The organism is Franconibacter pulveris, from assembly GCF_056780215.1.
Map to the genome: position 1 here is coordinate 4,145,430 of NZ_CM165555.1, position 20,294 is coordinate 4,165,723.

The window sequence follows — 20,294 nt, forward strand, 5'->3', positions numbered from 1 at the left end:
AATTCCCCAAATAGATTATTTTTTATTCGCAGCGGCATCGCGCTAATTTAAAGAATCAGTATTAATCTGACATTCATCAACCCGCCCTGAATAATACAAAAAACAAATAAATAATATAAAATCATAATCTTTTATGTATTTATTAATTCTGTATCTGCTGCCATGTAATTTCATTTATAAAAACAATTAATTAAGCTTGCAGATTGCTAAAGCGTTCTTTTTTTCACCTTTCAATTGGAAGCAGCTATGAATAAGACAGGAATCTTTAAAAGAAATAGCATCTCGCAAATGATGGTAACATTGTTCCCATTGCTTGCTTTATCTTCACCCGCATTAGTAAACGCAGAAACGATTATTTCTAATGATACAAACAGCAGTTATGTAGTCAGTGGCGATACCGATTATATCGTCAATTCAGACGTAACTATGTCCTCACCTAAAGCGAAGCCCAGCGTTTCGGTTCAGGGTGAAGATATTGTCAGCTTCGTCAATAATGGTACGATCAAAAACGATAATGGCAATGCCATGCAGGTTGAAATCGATGGGCAAACCTCAACGATGTTCACCCTGGAAAATAAAGGAAGCATCAACAGCGCTAATATAGGCTTGAATATAATTGACTCTAAAAATGTAACCATTATCAACACCGGCACGATTGCAGGTAAAGACAGCGCTATCGCTTTTGCAAGCGCAGGCAGTAACGCGCTGGTGTTAAAAAACGGCTCCGATCTGCAGGGCGATGTCACTTCTACGGGTTCTTCCACCAATACCATTACGCTGAATGATTCAGGCAACGAAGACAGCAATTTTAAAGGCGTAACGGCGGGCACGGATGGCTTTAAATCATTAACCATGGATGGCGTGGATTGGGTAATGAGCGGCGATATCGATCTTATCGGCACCGACGCCAGCCTGATCGTAAAAACGGGTAAATTGACCCTGGGTGGCGATGTCACCAATAAGGGCTCCTCGCTTATTAACAGCGGGGCTACGCTCCAGCTCGGTACCGGCAGCGGCAGCAACGCCTCGCTCGAAGGAAATATTCAGGACGATGGCACGCTCATTTTTAACCAGGCTGCCGATTTCACCTTCAAAGGCGATATTTCAGGCACTGGCGCCGTTATTAAAGAAGATGCCTCAACGCTGACGCTCAGCGGCACAAACAGCTATACCGGCGATACGCAATTGAAAAGCGGCACTACGCTGGTCGCCGAAGGCGCGACGCTCGGTCCGGCGAATAACAGCGCCACGCTTTCCATTGGCAGCGGCGCGACCTTCGCATCCGCAGGTACGGTAAATAATAACGTCGCTGTTGCAGCAGGCGGTACGCTGGCTGCCTGGAACGCCGTTAGCAGCAATATCGGCGCAACGACGCCCACGACAGGCAACACCATTAACGGCAACGTCTCGAACGCGGGCACTTTACAACTTGCCGCCGCGGATAATTCCGTTGGCAATAGCTATACCATTAATGGTAATTACACAGGCGAGCAAGGCAGCAAAATCGTCATGAATACTGTTGCGGGTGACGATAGCTCTTTGACTGACCACCTGGCGATTACCGGCAACAGCGCGGGCACATCTTCACTGGAAGTGGCTAATGTAGGCGGCATGGGCGCACAAACGCTCAACGGGATTGAGTTAATTGACATCGGTGGCGCATCTGACGCGACCTTTACGCTTGATAAGCCCGTTGTCGCTGGCATGTGGGAATATGATCTCTATAAGCATGATGACGGCAACTGGTATCTGGAATCCAAAATTGAACCTGCGCCGCAGCCAGATCCGACCCCTACGCCGGACCCAGAACCGACTCCCGATCCAACACCAGACCCAACGCCGGATCCCGCCCCGGCACCCGCCCCGGAAGTCTATCGTCCGGAAATTGGCGTTTACATGGCGAACTACCTGGCTGCTCAACAGATGTTCATCCATAAACGCGACGATCGCGATCAGTTAATGCTGCGTGACGAAGATGATCTGAATACGTGGATGTACGTCAAAGGCCAGTATGCCGACGGCAATTTCGCCCGCAGCAACCTGAGCTATGACATCCGCTCGGCGGTGGTTCAGCTTGGCAGCGATGTTATCAGCAGAAACCTCTCCACCGGCACGCTGCATACTGGCTTTATGATAGGTACTGGCTATAGCGATACCAGCGCCGATGCAAGGCACAACAGCCGCTCCGCCGACGGCCGCGTTAATGGCTACAACGTGGGACTCTATGCCACCTGGCAGGAAGATCAAAAACTGCGCCTGGGCAGCTATATCGACAGCTGGGCTTCTTACAGCTGGTACAACAGCAGAGTAAACGGCGACGATATGCCTGGCGAAGAGTATGACAGCAAAGGTATGGCCGCTTCGCTGGAAGTGGGTCACGCCTGGCTGGTGCCTTCAGAAAAAGCTCGTACCATGAAGTTTGAACCGCAAGGTCAGGTGGTGTACAGCAACCTTAAGCAAGACGACCATGTTGAATACAATGGTACGCGGGTGACCACGCCGAAAGATGATGCCGTGCTCGGCCGCGTTGGGGTAAAAATGAGTTACGTCGACCAGAAACAGGTCGAAGCCTGGCAGCCTTATGGCGCGGTAAACTGGTTAACCGGCAACGGCATGAGCGATTTAAGCTTTAACGGCGATACCATTGGTTCCGACGTACCGGATAACCGCTTCCAGCTGGAAGCAGGCGTAACCGGTAAAATCAACGAAGCAACGACCCTCTCCTTCCGTCTTGGCGGCGAATGGGGTGATAACACCTACAATGCCTATACAGGCCATATGTTAGTGAACTATCGCTGGTAATCCCTGCCGCTATTCACGATTAACCTGCCCGGTAGATGAACTACCGGGCTTTTTTATGCCTGTAACGCGCTACGGTGAAGCTTTAACACCACTTTTTTGATTTCACCTGCTTTCTCTGCAAAACATCCTGGTTTATGCGGTTCGCCGGGCATAAAAACCGCGAACATTCCTGGCTCCATTAACAGCACCTGCTCCGCCTCAATGTACTTACAGAGCTGATAGTCTTCTTCTTTATGCCACTCGCCGCACTCGCGTTCGCTACCCGCCACGCCATAGCGTATTTGTTCTTTACCCTCCAGCAAGATCTGAATGTCTATATAGTCGCGATGCAGTTCGGCGCATTTTTCCTGCGCATTTTGCGTAGCAAACTGCATCACATTCATAAAAAGCCTTTCCTCTTGCAGGACATAGCTGCCGGGCGCTTTCTGCGCCGGGTTTGCCGCCAGCGCCTGAGCAAGCGCTTGCGCCATCGCCAGCGGCAGTCCTGCGGCGTAGGCGTGTTGGATCTTTCCTGCGATCATGCTTCTTCTCCTTGCGCTAACAGCGCAGCCCCCAGCAAACCGGCATCGTGGCGATAATGTGCGGCGGCAAGCCGGGTGTGAAACGCTGCGGGTTCCTGCGCCACAAAGTCCTGCACCTGAGGCAGATAGCCGTGCGCGAGACCAATGCTGCCGCCAATAACGACTCGCTGGCAGTCCGTAACGGCTTTGATATCCGCGATAAGCCTCGCCAGCGTTTGAGCCGAGCGAGCCACCAGCGCCCTCGCCTGAGAATTGCCCTCTTCTGCGCGGGCGAAAATAGCTTTGGCGTCAAGCCCGGCTAACTCTCCGGTTGCCGCCGCCGCAATAGCACGCCCGGAAGCGAGAGCCTCCACACAGCCGGTGCGCCCGCAGCCGCAGCGCGGGCCATGCGGATCGGCCAGCGTATGACCGAAATGCCCCGCCAGCCCGCCGATACCGGTCTGCAATTTCCCCTGGCAAATTACCCCGCCGCCCACGCCGGTCGAGACCGTCAAAAACACCATCTCGCTTATCCCTTCCGGCAGCGCCTGGTATTCTGCCCAGGCTGCCGCCTGCGCATCGTTTACTGCGATACAGGGCAAGCCGGTCAGACGGGTCACGGTTTCGACTAACGGAAAGCGCGCAAGTCCACCAAGGTTCTCCGGATTGATGGCGGTCAGCACGCCATCATGGATAATGCCGGTGGAGGCGACAGCAACGCGTTGCGCCCGCGCCTTTAGCGGCGCAACCACGGTTTCCAGCGCCGCGCCAAGCGCCTGGGGCGTTTTGCTGGCAGGCGTCGGCAACTCCCGGCGCTCCGTAATATGTCGCGTTTCATCCACTAAAGCGGCAGCGAGTTTGGTGCCGCCAATATCAATCGCCAGTACATTCATTCCGCTACCTTTTGCATCGCTTCGCGGTACCACTGGCAGATGTGTTCCAGCCGGGTGATGGCGGAGCCCACTGTCACCGCCCACGCGCCATGCTGCATCGCCTGCGCGGCCAATGGAGGCGAATTAAAGCGTCCTTCGGCAACAACCCGGCAGCCCCTGTCGCGCAGCGCGCTCACCAGCGGCAGGTCGGGCTCTTCAGGCGTTTCGCGGGTGAGGTAGCCGGAAAGCGTCGTGCCGATAATTTCCGCGCCCAACTGTTGGCAATACAGCCCATCCTGCAACGACGAGCAGTCGGCCATCGCCACGCGCTGACAGGAATGAATACGCTCTAGCAACGCCTTCACCGGTACAGGACGCGGGCGCTCTGTGCCGTCGAAAGCGATGATATCCGCTCCCGCCTGCGCAAGCGCGTCCACATCTTCCAGAAACGGCGTAATACGCACCGGAGAATCGGGCAGATCGCGCTTGATGATGCCAATTATCGGGATGCTGACCACACGGCGCGTTGCCTGCAGATTTTTAAGGCCTTCAATACGCACCGCGACTGCCCCAGCCTGCTCCGCCGCCTGCGCCATCGCAGCGACAATGTCGGGCTTATCCAGCGGACTGCCAGGCACAGGCTGGCAGGAGACAATGAGTCCGCCGCGAGCGGCAATCGCCTCGTTAATTTGTTCGAGCAAAGACATAAAAGACTCCCTGATGGTGATGCAGCCCGGCGAACCGCCGGGCTGCATAGTTAGCTTTTACTTTTGACCAGCCCTCGCTTGCGCATACCCGGAACAGCGGCGCCGCTGAACGGTTTGCCATCGATGGCATCATGAGTGCGCAGCGCTTCGGGATGCAGCCAGCGCTGCACCCGCGACGGCATATCCAGACCAATCAGCAGGATCACCACAAATGTCAGACTGAAGGAGAGCGATCCCAGCGCAGTGCCAAGATCCAGCCGCTGAGCGATAGTGGCGCCAATCACTGGCGCCAGCGCACCGCCAAGCGCGCCGACGTTATAGGTGAAGCCCAGCCCCGCCGCACGTTGGTCAGTATCAAAATAGCCGCTGATAAGCTTTGGCAGGATGCCGGAAATGCCTTGCCCCAGCATTTGCTGAAAAAAGAGCAGCAGGCCCAGCACCCAGATATTTGTTCCGCCAATGGCGAACACGGGAATAATCAGCAGTTGCGACGCCAGCAGGCTGTAAACGTAGGCTTTGCGGGTACCAAGCCAGTCGCCAAGGAAACCGCCGACGCAGCAACCTACCGCGGCGCCAAAACCACTAAAGAACAGCACCTGTGCAACTGTTGTTGGCGTGTAGGCCAACTCCGTCTTCAGATAGGTAGGCAGCAGCGCCTGAATCGGCCATGAATAGAGAAAAGCGAACAACACAATGACCATCAACATAACGCCGGTCGGCCAGCGCGACCCGCTGCTTTGCACCATAAAGCTGATAAATATCGCAGCGCACGCCAACCCAAGCGCGGCGATAAGCGCGGCATTGCCGAGCTCCCCGGCGAAGCAGAGCCAGAGCGCGCCTGCCGCAAAGAGAGTCATTGCGATATTCATCAGGCGGTGCTCGCCGCGATAAAGAATATCGACCATCGTGCGCACCGGCCTGGCTTCGCCCTGTCGCGCCTTCCAATCTTCCGCTTCCGGAATGTTTTTACGCAGCCACAGCGCAAAAACAATCGGCAAAATGCCAATGAAAAACAGCGCTCGCCAGCCCCAGGCTGGCACCACCAGGCTGTAGACTTGCGCGGCGACAACCGCGCCGACGGAAAAACCGGAGATAAGAAAGCCGCTGGCCTTATTACGCAAATGCTTCGGCCAGCTTTCGATAACGTAGGTGGCGCTGGAGCCATACTCGCCCGCCATCCCCATGCCGATCACCAGGCGAGCGATAAACAGGGTGACGTAGCCGGGCGCCAGGCCGCAGGCGAGCGTGCCGATAGAAAAGAGGATAATACTGGTGACCATCGCCAGCCGACGGCCGTAACGGTCGCCCAGCGCGCCCAGCAGCAAACCGCCAAACCAGCGGGAGATAAAGGCGGCGGAGATCAGGCTCGCGGCCTGCACGGTGGTCAGCCCAAACTCTCCCTGAATTTCCGTCAGAACCAGCGCTATCAGGACAAAGTCAAAACCATCCAGCAGATAGCCCAGCCAGGCCGCCGAGAAGGCGCGCCATTGGGCTTTATTAAGATGCTTGTACCACGGCAGAGCATGTGAGGAAGCGTTCACAGGAGACTCCCTGCGCAGGTCTTTGCCCGCGCTTTAAGGTGTAGGGTAGAGAGGTTTTTGGCCGCCGGGCGGCGGCGATCACTGTTGTGCTTTTTCTTCCTGCAGCCGCTGCGCCAGCGCTTTAAGCTGCGGCAGCCAGGCTTCATCGACCGGGGCGAAAGGTCTGCGACACAGCGGCACCGACACCACATCCATATAGTGAAGCAGCGTTTTCAGGCCACGGAATACGCCGGTTTTGATAAGCAGGTCGATAACCTCATTACAGTCGCTTTGCAGGCGCTGCGCCCCGGCGATATCGCCTGCCTCGATCGCCCTGACAATGCGCTGGTAGCGCCAGCCCATCACGTTGTAAGTGCTGCCGATGCCGCCATCCGCTCCGGCCAGAATGCCAGAGGCGAAAATTTCGTCGTAACCGTTATAAAGCACCAGTTCCGGCTGCGCGCGGCGAATCTGCTCCATTTGATAGAGATCGCCCGAGGTTTGCTTAAGCGCCGCCACCCCCGGCAGCATGACCAGCGTATTAATTTGCTCAAGCGAAAGCTTTACGCCGCTCAGGGCGGGTATGTTGTATACCACCATCGGCAAACCCTCTGCGGAGTCAATGATTGCACGGTAGTGGTCACAGTGCTCTTCAAAACTAAAAGGGTAATAAAAAGGCGTTACGGCAGAAACGGCATCATAGCCATAGCGGCTGGCTGAACGGGCAAGCTGCTGACTTTCAGTCGTGCTCACCGTGCCGACATGGGCAATCAGCGTGGCTTTGCCCTTTGCCTCATCTGCAACAATTTCAAGCACTTCTTCACGTTCTGCCGCCGTTTGCATAAAGGCTTCACCCGTTGAGCCGCCGACATAAAGCCCATCCACGCCCTGACTTAAGTTAAAACGCACCAGCCGACGCAGGCTGTCGCCATCCAGCCGCTGGTTGTTATCAAAGGGCGTTAGCAGTGCCGTCATCACGCCGCGTAATGGATCAAACATATTCACCTCGCAAAGGTATTCAGGATGAATGAACTATATACCTTTATACCTGTTATACCAGTACGAAAAGCGTGCAGCGGGCGAGTGATATCAAAGAATGGGATCTGGTTCACTAAACGATCGTTCGTAGATCGTTTCAGGCAGTCGCAGGCAGGCTACTGATGTGCTTTGCTTTTTTGCTGAAAAGCGTGCCAGGCGGCGAAAACGCTTTGCAAATGCGCCGTTAGCGCGCGGTCGGCGCCATCAGCATCCCGGGCGCGGATCGCTTCTACAATAGCGATATGCTGTTGATAGCTGACGTTATTATGCTCATGAAGCGCTTTTTCCGGCACGGTCGGACGGGCGGCAATAAGCCAGTCGAGCAGCGCGACATGGATCGCCATAAAAATAGGGTTATCGGGAATTTCCGCCAGTACACGATGAAAAGCGACATCGGAGCGAATAAACAGCGTGTTGTCATCCAGCGACTGGCTGTTCACTACCAGCGCCTTTTCAAGCTTTGCTATCTGCTCATCGGTAGCGTGTTCTGCGGCGTAGCGCACCAGACTGGATTCGAAGAACAGGCGCAATTGCTCAAAATGGGCGATACCGCCGGGGCGCGAGAGAAAATCTTTCGCCATGCCGGAAAGTTCGCTGATGATAGTGTCGGCAGAAGGTCGGCAAACGCGGGCGCGCTCGCCGTTGCTTATTTGCACCAGGCCTTTGCGCTTAAGCGCCGCCAGCGCTTCACGTACCGAAGGGCGCCCAACATTAAAGAAAGCCATTAATTCGCGCTCGGAAGGCAGTTGTTCCCCCTCAGCAAATTCGCGTCGGCGAATCATCTGTTCAAGCTCCTCCTCCACCATTTCGGAGAGCTTTTTGCGCGTCAGCGGGCGGCGGTGCAGCGTATGGCCGAAGCTGTCCCGGGTTTCGTCTTGTGGATCAAAGGTGCTCATAGGCGGTCACAAAAGATGAAATAACGAACAAGGGCGGATTGGCTCAGCATAACACACCGGGTCTTTGCTGGCGAAACAAGGAGCTGTAAACAAAAACAGGGCCAGCGGCCCCGTTTTGTTTACTTGACGACGCGCAGCGCCGGACGGCCGCCGCGCGGCGGCGGGTCGTCATCCGGGTTATCGTCGCCCGTTTCGTGATCCGGCTTATCGCCGTCGATAACGGACATCACCGTTTCCGGCTCTTCCGAAACGATTTCGTCGTTAAGACTCGCTAACGCTTCGTCATAGGCGGCTTCCGGTTCGAACATGGTGCCCGCGCCGTTTTCACGCGCGTAGATAGCCAGCACAGCGGCCAGCGGCACCGAAACCTGACGCGGCACCCCGCCGAAGCGCGCATTAAAGCGCACTTCGTCATTGGCCAGCTCCAGATTGCCTACCGCACGCGGCGCGATGTTCAGTACGATCTGCCCGTCACGCGCATACTCCATCGGCACGGAGACGCCCGGCAACGTCACATCCACGACAAGGTGCGGCGTGAGCTGGTTATCCAGCAGCCATTCATAGAAGGCTCGCAGCAGATAAGGACGACGTGGAGACAGCTGTGACATATCCATGGTTTAACCCCGGCTTTGCAGACGCATTTCACGCTCGGCTTCGGTCAGCGAAGCAAGGAACGAATCACGCTCAAAAACGCGAGTCATATAGCCTTTCAGCTCTTTCGCGCCCGCACCGACCAGCTCAACGCCCAGTTGCGGCAAACGCCACAGCAGCGGCGCCAGGTAGCAATCCACCAGGCTGAACTCGTCGCTCAGGAAGAACGGTTTTTGGGTGAACACCGGCGCGATAGCCAAAAGCTCTTCGCGCAGCTGCTTACGGGCTGCGTCAGCTTCCTGAGCAGAACCTTTCTCGATGACGTTCATCAGCGAGTACCAGTCTTTCTCAATACGATGCATGTACAGACGGCTTTCACCACGCGCGACCGGATAAACCGGCATCAGCGGCGGATGCGGGAAACGCTCGTCAAGATATTCCATAATGATGCGCGACTCCCACAGAGTCAGCTCACGGTCTACCAGCGTCGGCACGCTTTGATTTGGGTTGAGGTCAATCAGATCCTGCGGCAGGTTATCCGTTTCCACATGCTCAATTTCAAAGCTGACACCCTTTTCAGCCAGCACGATGCGCACCTGATGGCTGTAGATATCAGTAGGACCAGAAAACAGCGTCATTACCGAACGTTTGTTGGCAGCGACAGCCATGAAAACCTCCAGGTATATTCAGAAAAATACTGCTACCAGCCGCACGGCGACCGGCCTTTATGGGTTACCCTTCCCTGCCGTACTGACATCCCAGTCTGTTAATTGACCAAAACGTGAACAGTTACCAGCATTTGGGCAGAAAATTGGATGATAGTTTACCAGATTTTGCGGGGTTTGTGGTGAAGGGATTCCTGATTTGCCCTAAAAGGAAGCAGATTCAGGGGATTAGAACGCCAAAGAAAAGCAGCAATAAAAAAACCCGGGCAGAGCCGGGTTTTTTGCATAATGCCATTCTGCAAAAGCAGAACAGAATTAACGTTTGGAGAACTGCGGACGACGACGTGCTTTACGCAGGCCGACTTTCTTACGTTCAACCTGACGCGCGTCACGGGTAACGAAGCCTGCTTTACGCAGTTCGCCACGCAGGGACTCGTCGTACTCCATCAGAGCGCGGGTGATACCGTGACGGATCGCACCAGCCTGACCAGAGATACCACCACCTTTAACGGTGATGTACAGATCCAGTTTCTCAACCATGTCGACCAGTTCCAGCGGCTGACGAACTACCATGCGGGCAGTTTCGCGACCGAAGTACTGTTCCAGAGAACGCTGGTTGATAACGATTTTACCGTTGCCCGGTTTGATAAACACACGAGCGGCGGAGCTTTTGCGGCGACCAGTGCCGTAGTATTGATTTTCAGCCATTGCCTATAATCCCGATTAGATGTCCAGAACTTGCGGTTGCTGCGCCGCGTGGTTGTGCTCGTTGCCTGCGTAAACTTTCAGTTTACGGTACATAGCACGACCCAGAGGGCCTTTCGGCAGCATGCCTTTTACCGCGATTTCAATTACGCGCTCAGGACGGCGGGCGATCATCTCTTCGAAGGTCGCTTCTTTGATACCACCGATGTGGCCAGTGTGGTGGTAGTACATTTTGTCAGAACGCTTGTTACCGGTTACAGCAACTTTTTCTGCGTTCAGAACGATGATGTAATCACCAGTATCAACGTGCGGAGTGTATTCCGCTTTATGCTTACCGCGCAGGCGACGTGCCAGTTCAGTAGCCAGACGGCCCAGAGTTTTACCGGTCGCGTCAACAACGTACCAGTCGCGTTTTACGGTTTCTGGTTTAGCTGTAAAAGTTTTCATTAAAAGCTTACCCAAATAAATAGTTACACGTTGGTGAACACCCAAACGCCTATAATCTGTTGAGGTTCACACGACATTGTCCAGTAAACCTACCCCCTCGGATATGTTTCACCGGCACACAAAAGTTTTGGGAAAAAAACTTTGTTGTAACGTGGGGTCGCAGGATTATAGAGAAGTCGCGTATAAAGATCGACCCCTTTTTGTGATGGAAAGCGGGATTTCTGCGGCTTTCCGGCTTTTCGGTTTTACAGGGGAAAAACCCGCTCAGGGCTTATGCGCCCGTTTCAGATACTCCTCGCTTTGCATTTCCTGCAAACGGGAAAGGCAGCGCTGGAACTCAAACTTCAGCCTTTGCCCCTGATAAATCTCCATTAATGGCGCAGCCGCGCTAACGACGAGCTTCACGTGCCGTTCATAAAACTCATCCACCAGCGCGATAAAGCGGCGCGCTTCGCTCTCCATTTGCGGGGTCATGACCGGCACGTCGAACAGCAGTACGGTATGAAACTGTCGGGAGAGGTCGATGTAATCATGCTGGCTGCGGGCGTCGACGCAGAGCGTGCGGAACGCCACGGCGAGCGTCTGGTTTTCCAGGCCAAGCGTCGGCAGCGGGCGATGGTTTATCTCCAGCACCGGCTCGCCCTGACGCTTCGCCCCGGCAAGCGCGGTATAAAGCTGCTCCATGCGCCCTTTCGTTTCTTCATTAAGCGGCGACAGCCAGAGGTGCGCCTGAGTCAGGGTGCGCAAGCGGTAATCAATGCCCGCGTCTACATTCATGACATCGCAGTGGCGCTTAATTGCCTCAATAGCAGGAAGAAAACGGGCGCGCTGCAGTCCGTTGCGGTAAAGCTCGTCAGGCGGAATGTTGGAGGTCGCCACAAGCGTAATGCCGCGCGCGAACAGGGCCTGCATAAGGCCGCCCAGCAGCATGGCGTCGGTAATGTCGGAGACAAAAAACTCATCGAAGCACAGCACGTCGGTCTGCGCTTTAAAGCGATCGGCGATAATTTCCAGCGGGTCGCTGTGCCCCTGCAGCGCCGTTAAATCCTTATGCACCTTCAGCATAAAGCGGTGAAAGTGCAGCCGCTGTTTCCGCTCGCCCGGCAAGCTCTGATAAAAAAGATCCATCAGCCAGGTTTTCCCACGCCCGACGCCGCCCCACATATAAAGGCCGCGTACCGGCGCAATGGATTCCGGCTGGGGCCGTTTGCCGAACAGCTTGCCCACTTTCGCCAGCATGCCGCCGCTTTCCACGGGAGCGGTTTTATTGCCGGTCAGCTCGTGATAAATCGTATCAAGGCGGCTGACCGCCTCGCGTTGTACATCGTCTGGCTGATGTGAACCTTCGTTAAGAGCCTGTTGATAGCGCGATGTCGGAGAGAAGCTTTGCATGATGTTATAGTTATTCCCTGGATATCGGTGCGCCGCGAGCCGCGGCTGTCGAAAAAAAGGCCGTTCTACACTACGCCATGCCGCAGCAGGATTCCACTTCTCCTGAAATAGCGGTTATAGTGGCATAACTGGGCGACGGCACTGACGAGACAAGCAAGCCTCGCCGTTACCACCCTACGGAAACACAAGACAACGGGAGATGTACATGACCTGGGAATATGCGCTAATCGGGTTAGTGGTCGGTATCATTATTGGTGCCGTCGCCATGCGTTTCGGCAACCGCAAATTACGCCAGCAACAGGCTTTGCAGTACGAGCTGGAAAAGAACAAAGCGGAGCTTGAAGAGTACCGCGAGGAACTGGTCAGCCACTTCGCCCGCAGCGCCGAACTGTTAGACAACATGGCGCACGACTATCGCCAGCTTTATCAACATATGGCGAAAAGCTCCAGCAACCTGCTGCCGGAGATGTCCGCTGAGTCTAATCCGTTCCGTAATCGTCTGGCGGAATCGGAAGCCAGCAACGATCAGGCGCCGGTGCAGATGCCGCGTGACTATTCTGAAGGCGCATCCGGCCTGCTGCGCAACGGCGCCCGCCGCGATTAAGGCGGCAGTAAATATTTTCCTCCGGGCGCGTTTTTCGCGCCCGCTTTCTTTATGGGCTGGCTATGATTATGGTAATCAGACTCCGGCTTATGCCCCCATTGTTACCCGACAGGGAATTCAATAATATCAGTACGTTTTGGGTATCCTTTCCTTCTTCCAGGTTGCGAGAGCCAGCATCGATGAAAAAACAAACCCTGCTGTTGAGTGCATTAGCGTTAAGTGTCGGGTTATCTCTCTCGACGCCCTTTCAGGCAGTAGCCGCATTGCCTTCGCAAGTTCCAGGCCAGGCCGCATTGCCAAGCCTCGCGCCGGTACTGGAAAAAGTCTTGCCCGCCGTGGTCAGCGTGCAGGTGGAAGGAACCGCCGCGCCGGAAGGCCAGAAGGTGCCGGAAGAGCTGAAAAAATATTTCGGCGACGAACTGCCGGACCAGCAGGCGCAGCCATTTGAAGGGCTGGGCTCCGGCGTCATTATTAACGCGGCGAAAGGCTACGTGCTGACCAACAATCACGTGGTAAATCATGCCGAGAAAATCAGCGTTCAGCTTAACGATGGCCGTGAGTTCGACGCCAAACTCATCGGCAGCGACGACCAGAGCGACATCGCCCTGCTGCAACTGCAGAACGCCACCAATCTGACCCAGATTAAAATCGCCGACTCCGACAGCCTGCGCGTGGGCGACTTCGCTATTGCGGTCGGCAACCCGTTCGGCCTCGGCCAGACGGCGACCTCCGGCATTATTTCGGCGCTGGGCCGCAGCGGGCTAAACCTTGAGGGACTGGAGAATTTCATCCAGACCGACGCCTCCATTAACCGCGGCAACTCCGGCGGCGCGCTGTTGAACCTCAACGGCGAACTAATAGGCATTAACACCGCGATTCTGGCGCCAGGAGGCGGCAGCATCGGCATTGGTTTTGCTATCCCCAGCAATATGGCGCAAACGCTGGCGAACCAGCTTATCCAGTTCGGCGAAATCCGCCGCGGCCTGCTTGGCATTAAAGGCACCGAGATGAGCGCCGATATCGCCAAAGCCTTCAATCTCAACGTGCAGCGCGGGGCATTCGTCAGCGAAGTGCTGGCTAACTCGGGTTCGGCAAAAGCGGGCATCAAGCCAGGCGACGTTATTATCAGCCTGAACGGCAAGTCGCTGAGCAGCTTTGCCGAGCTGCGTTCGCGCATTGCCACCACCGAACCGGGAACCAAAGTAAAGCTTGGCCTGCTGCGCGACGGCAAGCCTCAGGAAGTGGAAGTGACGCTGGATAAAAGCACCGCCTCCTCCGCCAGCGCGGAGATGATCGCGCCGGCCCTGCAAGGCGCCACCCTGAGCGATGGTCAACTGAAAGACGGCACCAAAGGCGTTACCATAGCCGAGGTGGAAAAAGGCAGCGCGGCGGCGCAAATCGGCCTGCATAAAGATGATGTGATAATCGGCGTGAACCGCGACCGCGTACGCTCTATCGCCGAGATGCGCAAAATTCTGGAGAGCAAGCCCGCCGTTATTGCGCTCCATGTGGTGCGCGGCAACGAAAGCATCTATTTACTGCTGCGCTAAAAGCTGTGCAGGACATCCCGCCTGCGTGGGATGTCCGCATAACTCATGCTATGCTGCGGTCGTCTCCCTGATTAACTAACCCATGCCCATGTTTCTTAAGTTTTTACGCCCGATAGTGCTCGGCCTGATTGTCGCGGCGATACTGCTGGCGATCATGCCCTCGCTGCGCCAGGTTAACCCGCTGTCGACGCCGGTCTATGACAGCGCCGATGAAACGCCGGTCAGCTACAATGCGGCGGTGAAGCGCGCCGCGCCAGCGGTCGTTAATGTTTATAACCGCGGCGTCAGCAACGGCGGGCGCAACCAGCTGGAAATTCGCACGCTCGGCTCCGGCGTTATCATGGATCAACGCGGCTACATCATTACGAATAAGCACGTCATTAATGACGCCGACCAGATTATCGTCGCGTTGCAGGATGGCCGCGTCTTTGAGGCGCTGCTGGTCGGCTCCGACAGCCTGACGGACCTTGCGGTGCTGAAAATCAACGCCGCGAACCTGCCGACTATCCCGATTAACCCCAGACGTACGCCGCATATTGGCGATGTGGTGTTGGCGATAGGCAACCCCTATAACCTCGGGCAGACCATCACCCAGGGGATTATTAGCGCCACCGGCCGCGTGGGCCTGAACCCTACGGGCAGGCAGAATTTCCTGCAGACTGACGCCTCCATCAACCACGGCAACTCCGGCGGCGCGCTGGTGAACTCACTCGGCGAGATGATGGGCATCAACACCCTGTCGTTTGATAAAAGTAATGACGGCGAAACGCCAGAAGGGCTGGGCTTCGCGATTCCCACGCAGCTTGCCACCAAGATAATGGATAAGCTTATCCGCGATGGCCGCGTTATTCGTGGCTATATCGGCATCGGCGGACGGGAAATCACGCCGCTGCATGCGCCGGCAGCAGGCATTGACCAGATCCAGGGCATTGTAGTGAATGAAGTGGCGCCGGATGGCCCGGCGGCGCGCGCGGGCATTCAGGTGAATGATGTTATTGTCTCAGTGAATAACAAGCCCGCGGTCTCTGCGCTGGAAACCATGGACCAGGTTGCGGAGATTCGTCCCGGCTCAGTTATCCCGGTAGAGGTCATGCGTAATGACCAGCGCATTACGCTGCAGGTGACGATTCAGGAATACCCCGCCACCAACTAAACGGCAGACATAAAAAAACCGGAACCTGTGTTCCGGTTTTTTTCAGGCTAGCGTTCTTACTTGTTAACAAACTCTTCGCCCAGCGCGATATCTTTTTTCAGCGTATCCAGCATGCCTTCCAGCGCCTGCTGTTCGAACGCGCTCAGGGTGCCGATGGATTTACGCTCTTCAATGCCGTTTTTACCCAGCAGCAGCGGCTGAGAGAAGAAGCGAGCGTATTCGCCGTCGCCTTCCACATAAGCGCACTCGACTACGCCCTGCTCGCCTTGCAATGCGCGCACCAGCGAAAGCCCAAAGCGCGCCGCCGCCTGGCCCATAGAGAGGGTTGCAGAGCCCCCGCCCGCTTTCGCTTCCACCACTTCGGTGCCCGCGTTCTGGATACGTTTGGTCAGGTCGGCCACTTCCTGCTCGGAGAAGCTGACGCCCGGGATCTGCGACAGCAGCGGCAGAATGGTCATGCCAGAGTGACCGCCGATAACCGGTACGTCGATATCGGTCGGCTGCTTGCCTTTCAACTCCGCCACAAAGGTATTGGAGCGAATGATATCCAGCGTGGTCACGCCGAACAGTTTGTTCTTATCGTACACGCCCGCTTTTTTCAGCACTTCCGCAGCAATCGCCACGGTGGTGTTAACCGGGTTGGTGATGATGCCGATACAGGCTTTCGGGCAGGTCGTCGCTATCTGCTGAACCAGGTTTTTCACGATGCCAGCGTTCACGTTAAAGAGATCGGAACGGTCCATGCCCGGCTTACGCGCCACGCCTGCGGAGATCAGCACCACGTCGGCGCCTTCCAGCGCAGGGGTGGCGTCTTCGCCGGAGAAGCCTTTGATTTTTACGTCGGTAGGGATATGACTCAGGTCAACCGCTACCCCTGGGGTAACCGGTGCGATGTCATACAGAGAGAGTTCTGAACCTGAAGGCAGTTGGGTCTTGAGTAGAAGGGCAAGCGCCTGGCCAATACCACCTGCCGCGCCGAGGACTGCAACTTTCATCCTAAACTCCTTATTATGGTGAGCAAAAGTGTGCCGTTACTCCATTGGTGGCGACCATAATCATTCAGAGCTGAAATGAGTACAATCTTCTGGCCTTCAGTTTGCGACTCCTGACGCGCTTTACTGAAAGCGATGCGGCGGCTTTACCGGTGCATGGAGACTATCGGGCTCGCCGGGTCACTACCGGAGCAACATATCAACAGGCGGTTACATTACACCCTCTCGCGACAGCAAAACAACATCATTTTGATAACAATTGTTTTACTTTATCGCTTATTTTCGAGTCGTGACGCAGGCATGTTCCTTGATAACAAAATTTGATAAAATCCGCCGCTTTCATAACATTATTTCAGCCCCGTTTACGGCAGATAATTTGCATAAAAATTCAATTTTATGCATAATAATGTTGTTCTTATTGGCCTGACCACGGGTGACGTATGCGCAGCTCCGCAAAACAAGAAGAGTTAGTTAAAGCTTTTAAAGCATTACTCAAAGAAGAAAAATTCAGTTCACAGGGTGAAATTGTCCAGGCGCTGCAGGACGAAGGCTTTGAGAATATCAACCAGTCAAAAGTCTCCCGCATGTTGACCAAGTTTGGCGCCGTGCGCACCCGCAACGCCAAAATGGAGATGGTTTACTGCCTGCCGGTTGAACTTGGCGTACCGACCACGTCCAGCCCGCTTAAAAACCTGGTGCTGGATATCGACTATAACGACGCCGTGGTTGTCATTCACACAAGCCCAGGCGCGGCGCAGCTGATTGCTCGCCTGCTGGATTCCCTCGGCAAAGCGGAAGGCATCCTCGGCACCATCGCAGGGGACGATACTATCTTCACTACGCCCGCGCGCGGCTTCACGGTCAAAGAGCTTTACGAAGCCATCCTGGTGCTTTTCGAACAGGAACTCTGATGCCCCGCTCCCGCTATATCGTAGCGGGAGCATTCTTCCCTTCTTTTACCTTGTTCTGTCATCTCCCGCTTAACCAGTCGCTTCGTCTGCTAAAAACCATTCACCCAGCGTATTAGACAAAGAAAACCGCACAAATTGCGAAAATCAAATATGCTATTGATTTATATGAAATAAAGAAAAATATTGGCTAAATTACAGCCATTTTTATAACGTTCGGTAATAAATAATCATCACTCCAGGCTCAAAGTTTCATAGGAAACCATTAGCCTGTTATTAATTTTTCGGGTGACTAGTGTATACTTGTTTTTGTGATGAGGGTCACGGAACAGTGACCAGTAATAATAAATACGACGAGGTAAACAATATGAACATTAAATCTACCGTAGCAGCCGCAACTGTCCTTTCTATGCTTTCTTTCGGTGCTTTCGCAGCATCTTCCATCAACGCCGACCAGGCGCAAAACCGCCAGGCTATCGGTACTGTCACCGTTGACGCGGTAGGCAGCGTCCCGATGGATATGCACGACATGCTGGATCAGAAAGCGCAGGAAAAAGGCGCGTCTGCTTATCGCATCATCGAAGCGCGTACCGGCGACCACTGGCACGCTACCGCTGAGCTCTACAAATAAACAAAGCGTTAAAAGTAAAAGTTCTGAATAGCCATAAACGCACGCAACGGCCTTAAGCAGAAAAATAGCGTTCCAACCCTTCCGGCCGTTGGGTGCCTTGACGAGGAGTTAAGACAATGAAAACCCCATTTACCATCGCAGCTCTGGGCCTGGCCTCAATTATCTCTTTTGGCGCCAGCGCCGCAGTACAACAAGTTAACGCCCAGCAGGCGCAAAACCTCCAGCCGATGGGCAGCGTTTCTGTAACTCAGGTAACGGGCGCGCCGATGGATATTCGCCAGCAGCTGGCGGAAAAAGCGGAAAAAGAAGGCGCCAGCAGCTATCGCATCACTGAACTGACTCAGGGTGACCACTGGCACGCCACCGCTGAACTGTATAAGTAACCCTCGTCGTCTTGTCTGACGACTTGCCCCTGTTTTCGCAGGGGCCTTTTTAAGTGCCTGTCCTATGTTGAATGACGTACATTGAAGCGGAGCTGACCTTCCAGCTCCTCTTCTGCTTCGTCAAACAGCAAAATCAGCGCCCCATAACGCCGACGCTGCTCCTCTCCCAGATGCACAAACTCTATCTCCAGCGGCAGCGGCAATCCCCCTTCGGTTACCACCTCCCATAGCGCATCCAGATCGCTTACCTGATTTTTGGCCAGACCAAAAGTGCGGGAAAACTCCCGGTAAAAATCCGCCTGATCGGTAATTTCATCGAAATCGAAGGTGTAGATTTTCATGCTGCGTCACCGGTCTATGGAGCGGCCCGCAGGCCGCCCTCTGTTTCAGAGTCCGCCCAGATGCAGGGTTTTCACTTCCATAAACTCTTCCAGCCCCAGCACTGACCCTTCGCGTCCCAGACCGGACTCTTTCACTCCGCCAAACGGCCCCAGTTCCGTTGATACCGCACATTCGTTAATGCCTATCATGCCGCTCTCAATCTGCTGGGAAACGCGGAAAACGCGCTGCAGGTTTTGCGTGTAGAAGTAAGCCGCAAGGCCATAAGGGGTATTGTTGGCGCGCTGAATCACCTCCTCTTCCGTTTTAAAACGGAAGCAGGCCGCCAGCGGACCAAACGTCTCTTCCTGCGAAAGCTTCATCTCGTCGTTGGCGTCAATCAGGACGGTAGGTTGCCAGAAGTTGCCGCCCAGTTCGTGCGGCTTGCCGCCCACCAGCACTTTTGCCCCTTTCGCTACCGCGTCTTCGACGTGTTCACGTACTTTATCCACGGCGGATTGTTCAATCAGCGGGCCGACGACCACGCCGTCTTCCATGCCGTTGCCGACTTTAAGCGCCTTAACCGCTTCCGCCAGCTGATTCACGAAGCGCTCGTAAATCCCGTCCTGAATAAAAAAGCGGTTCACGCTTACGCATACCTGGCCTGCATTACGGAATTTATTGGCAATAGCCCCTTTTACCGCCGCGTCGATATCGGCGTCGTCAAAAACGATATAAGGCGCGTTGCCGCCAAGTTCCATGGAAACCTTCTTCATGGTTTCCGCCGCGTTGCGCATCAGCGTTTTACCCACGGCAGTAGAACCGGTAAAGGAGATTTTACGCACCTGCGGGCTGGCCATAATGGCGTCGCTGATTTCCGAGGTGTTGCCCGCCACGGCATTGAGCACGCCGTCCGGCACTCCGGCCTGCTTAGCCAGCGCCAGCAGCGCGAAAGCGGAAAGCGGCGTATTGTTGGCAGGCTTAATCACCCCGGTGCAGCCTGCGGCGAGCGCCGGACCAAGCTTGCGGGTCAGCATCGCCATCGGGAAGTTCCATGGCGTAATGGCCGCCACGACGCCCACCGGCTCACGGGTCGCCAGAATGCGGGAGCCTGGCTTAATGGGCGGGATTATCTCGCCGTTGGCGCGCTTGGCCTGCTCGGCGAACCACTGAATAAAGCTTGCGGCGTACTCCACCTCGCCTTCCGCCTCCTTGCGGGGTTTCCCCTGCTCGGTGGTCATCAGCTCGCCAAGCCAGCTTTTGTTCTCAATGATCAGTTGATACCAACGGTAAAGGATTTCTGAGCGTTCTTTCGCCGTCTTTGCCCGCCAGGCCGGAAAAGCGCGGCTCGCGGCGGCGATCGCCGCTTCGGTCTCTTTCTTGCCTGCCTTAGCGACTTTCGCTACCACCTCGCCTGTGGCCGGGTTAAGCACGTCGAAGGTGCTTGCTGCGGTATGCCATGTGCCGTCAACCAGATAGCCTGTCTGAAAAAGGGCGTTATCCGCCAGGGTTTGCATCGTCATCTTCTCCTCCTGACCGTTGTGTCCTGTCGTCTTGCGTAAGTATAGCTACAAAAAAACCGACGCTTCTGGCGTCGGTCCGGAGGGGAATACGAGTGAA

The 20,294-nt window shown here is 55.1% G+C and carries 21 protein-coding genes; 7 read left to right on the plus strand and 14 right to left on the minus strand.

The window, feature by feature from the left end; all coding sequences use genetic code 11:
* Positions 1-291 precede the first annotated feature (291 nt).
* Positions 292-2,802, plus strand: coding sequence for an autotransporter family protein (locus ACU4F7_RS19555; RefSeq protein ID WP_035887185.1), 2,511 nt, complete (start codon positions 292-294; stop codon positions 2,800-2,802).
* Between the two features lie 53 nt (positions 2,803-2,855).
* Here the strand turns inward: ACU4F7_RS19555 and nanQ are convergent, their stop codons facing one another.
* The 11 genes from nanQ to zapE all read right to left on the minus strand — a co-directional run bounded on the left by nanQ (position 2,856) and on the right by zapE (position 12,135).
* The gene (gene nanQ / locus ACU4F7_RS19560; RefSeq protein WP_481637596.1) at positions 2,856-3,323 is read right to left on the minus strand and encodes an N-acetylneuraminate anomerase; all 468 of its coding nucleotides are present in this window, start codon (positions 3,321-3,323) and stop codon (positions 2,856-2,858) included.
* Entirely contained in the window at positions 3,320-4,195 is an 876-nt protein-coding gene (nanK, locus tag ACU4F7_RS19565) for an N-acetylmannosamine kinase (RefSeq protein WP_481637597.1), read from the minus strand. The genes nanQ and nanK overlap by 4 nt, the downstream gene beginning before the upstream one ends.
* Positions 4,192-4,881, minus strand: coding sequence for an N-acetylmannosamine-6-phosphate 2-epimerase (locus tag ACU4F7_RS19570; RefSeq protein ID WP_481637598.1), 690 nt, complete (start codon positions 4,879-4,881; stop codon positions 4,192-4,194). The genes nanK and ACU4F7_RS19570 overlap by 4 nt, the downstream gene beginning before the upstream one ends.
* A gap of 50 nt (positions 4,882-4,931) precedes the next feature.
* Positions 4,932-6,422, minus strand: a complete 1,491-nt coding sequence (locus ACU4F7_RS19575; RefSeq protein ID WP_481637599.1) for a sialate:H+ symport family MFS transporter — start codon at positions 6,420-6,422, stop codon at positions 4,932-4,934.
* A gap of 78 nt (positions 6,423-6,500) precedes the next feature.
* The gene (gene nanA, locus ACU4F7_RS19580) at positions 6,501-7,400 is read right to left on the minus strand and encodes an N-acetylneuraminate lyase (RefSeq protein ID WP_029590239.1); all 900 of its coding nucleotides are present in this window, start codon (positions 7,398-7,400) and stop codon (positions 6,501-6,503) included.
* 155 nt (positions 7,401-7,555) lie between these two features.
* Entirely contained in the window at positions 7,556-8,335 is a 780-nt protein-coding gene (gene nanR, locus ACU4F7_RS19585) for a transcriptional regulator NanR (RefSeq protein WP_029590238.1), read from the minus strand.
* Positions 8,336-8,454: 119 nt separating this feature from the next.
* Positions 8,455-8,949, minus strand: coding sequence for a ClpXP protease specificity-enhancing factor (sspB, locus tag ACU4F7_RS19590; RefSeq protein ID WP_029590236.1), 495 nt, complete (start codon positions 8,947-8,949; stop codon positions 8,455-8,457).
* 3 nt (positions 8,950-8,952) lie between these two features.
* Positions 8,953-9,594: a stringent starvation protein SspA gene (gene sspA / locus ACU4F7_RS19595; protein ID WP_024558837.1), complete on the minus strand. Its 642-nt coding sequence runs from the start codon at positions 9,592-9,594 to the stop codon at positions 8,953-8,955.
* A gap of 312 nt (positions 9,595-9,906) precedes the next feature.
* Positions 9,907-10,299, minus strand: coding sequence for a 30S ribosomal protein S9 (rpsI, locus tag ACU4F7_RS19600; protein ID WP_000829815.1), 393 nt, complete (start codon positions 10,297-10,299; stop codon positions 9,907-9,909).
* A 15-nt stretch (positions 10,300-10,314) separates the two neighbouring features.
* Positions 10,315-10,743 carry a 50S ribosomal protein L13 gene (gene rplM / locus ACU4F7_RS19605; protein ID WP_002437467.1) on the minus strand — a complete coding sequence of 143 codons (429 nt, stop codon included), beginning with the start codon at positions 10,741-10,743 and terminating at the stop codon, positions 10,315-10,317.
* A 264-nt stretch (positions 10,744-11,007) separates the two neighbouring features.
* The gene (zapE, locus tag ACU4F7_RS19610; RefSeq protein ID WP_481637600.1) at positions 11,008-12,135 is read right to left on the minus strand and encodes a cell division protein ZapE; all 1,128 of its coding nucleotides are present in this window, start codon (positions 12,133-12,135) and stop codon (positions 11,008-11,010) included.
* A gap of 205 nt (positions 12,136-12,340) precedes the next feature.
* Here zapE and zapG point away from each other — a divergent pair, with 205 nt between their 5' ends.
* The 3 genes from zapG (at position 12,341) to degS (ending at position 15,442) form a co-directional block, all read left to right on the plus strand.
* The gene (gene zapG, locus ACU4F7_RS19615; protein WP_024558839.1) at positions 12,341-12,739 is read left to right on the plus strand and encodes a Z-ring associated protein ZapG; all 399 of its coding nucleotides are present in this window, start codon (positions 12,341-12,343) and stop codon (positions 12,737-12,739) included.
* Between the two features lie 179 nt (positions 12,740-12,918).
* Entirely contained in the window at positions 12,919-14,289 is a 1,371-nt protein-coding gene (degQ, locus tag ACU4F7_RS19620) for a serine endoprotease DegQ (protein ID WP_481637601.1), read from the plus strand.
* Between the two features lie 88 nt (positions 14,290-14,377).
* Positions 14,378-15,442 carry an outer membrane-stress sensor serine endopeptidase DegS gene (gene degS, locus ACU4F7_RS19625; RefSeq protein WP_029590217.1) on the plus strand — a complete coding sequence of 355 codons (1,065 nt, stop codon included), beginning with the start codon at positions 14,378-14,380 and terminating at the stop codon, positions 15,440-15,442.
* A 56-nt stretch (positions 15,443-15,498) separates the two neighbouring features.
* Here degS and mdh read toward each other — a convergent pair whose 3' ends face one another.
* Positions 15,499-16,437 carry a malate dehydrogenase gene (gene mdh / locus ACU4F7_RS19630; protein ID WP_481637602.1) on the minus strand — a complete coding sequence of 313 codons (939 nt, stop codon included), beginning with the start codon at positions 16,435-16,437 and terminating at the stop codon, positions 15,499-15,501.
* Positions 16,438-16,874: 437 nt separating this feature from the next.
* Here mdh and argR point away from each other — a divergent pair, with 437 nt between their 5' ends.
* The 3 genes from argR to yhcN (ACU4F7_RS19645) all read left to right on the plus strand — a co-directional run bounded on the left by argR (position 16,875) and on the right by yhcN (ACU4F7_RS19645) (position 18,356).
* Positions 16,875-17,345 carry a transcriptional regulator ArgR gene (gene argR / locus ACU4F7_RS19635; RefSeq protein WP_024552571.1) on the plus strand — a complete coding sequence of 157 codons (471 nt, stop codon included), beginning with the start codon at positions 16,875-16,877 and terminating at the stop codon, positions 17,343-17,345.
* A 364-nt stretch (positions 17,346-17,709) separates the two neighbouring features.
* Positions 17,710-17,973 (plus strand): peroxide/acid stress response protein YhcN, encoded by a 264-nt coding sequence (yhcN, locus tag ACU4F7_RS19640; RefSeq protein ID WP_481637603.1) that lies wholly within the window; start codon positions 17,710-17,712, stop codon positions 17,971-17,973.
* A gap of 116 nt (positions 17,974-18,089) precedes the next feature.
* Positions 18,090-18,356, plus strand: coding sequence for a peroxide/acid stress response protein YhcN (gene yhcN, locus ACU4F7_RS19645; RefSeq protein WP_029590206.1), 267 nt, complete (start codon positions 18,090-18,092; stop codon positions 18,354-18,356).
* A 62-nt stretch (positions 18,357-18,418) separates the two neighbouring features.
* Here the strand turns inward: yhcN (ACU4F7_RS19645) and ACU4F7_RS19650 are convergent, their stop codons facing one another.
* A complete protein-coding gene (locus ACU4F7_RS19650; RefSeq protein ID WP_029590205.1) occupies positions 18,419-18,697 on the minus strand; it encodes a barstar family protein in 279 nt (92 codons plus the stop codon).
* A gap of 45 nt (positions 18,698-18,742) precedes the next feature.
* Entirely contained in the window at positions 18,743-20,197 is a 1,455-nt protein-coding gene (locus ACU4F7_RS19655) for an NAD-dependent succinate-semialdehyde dehydrogenase (protein ID WP_029590202.1), read from the minus strand.
* Positions 20,198-20,294: the final 97 nt, after the last annotated feature.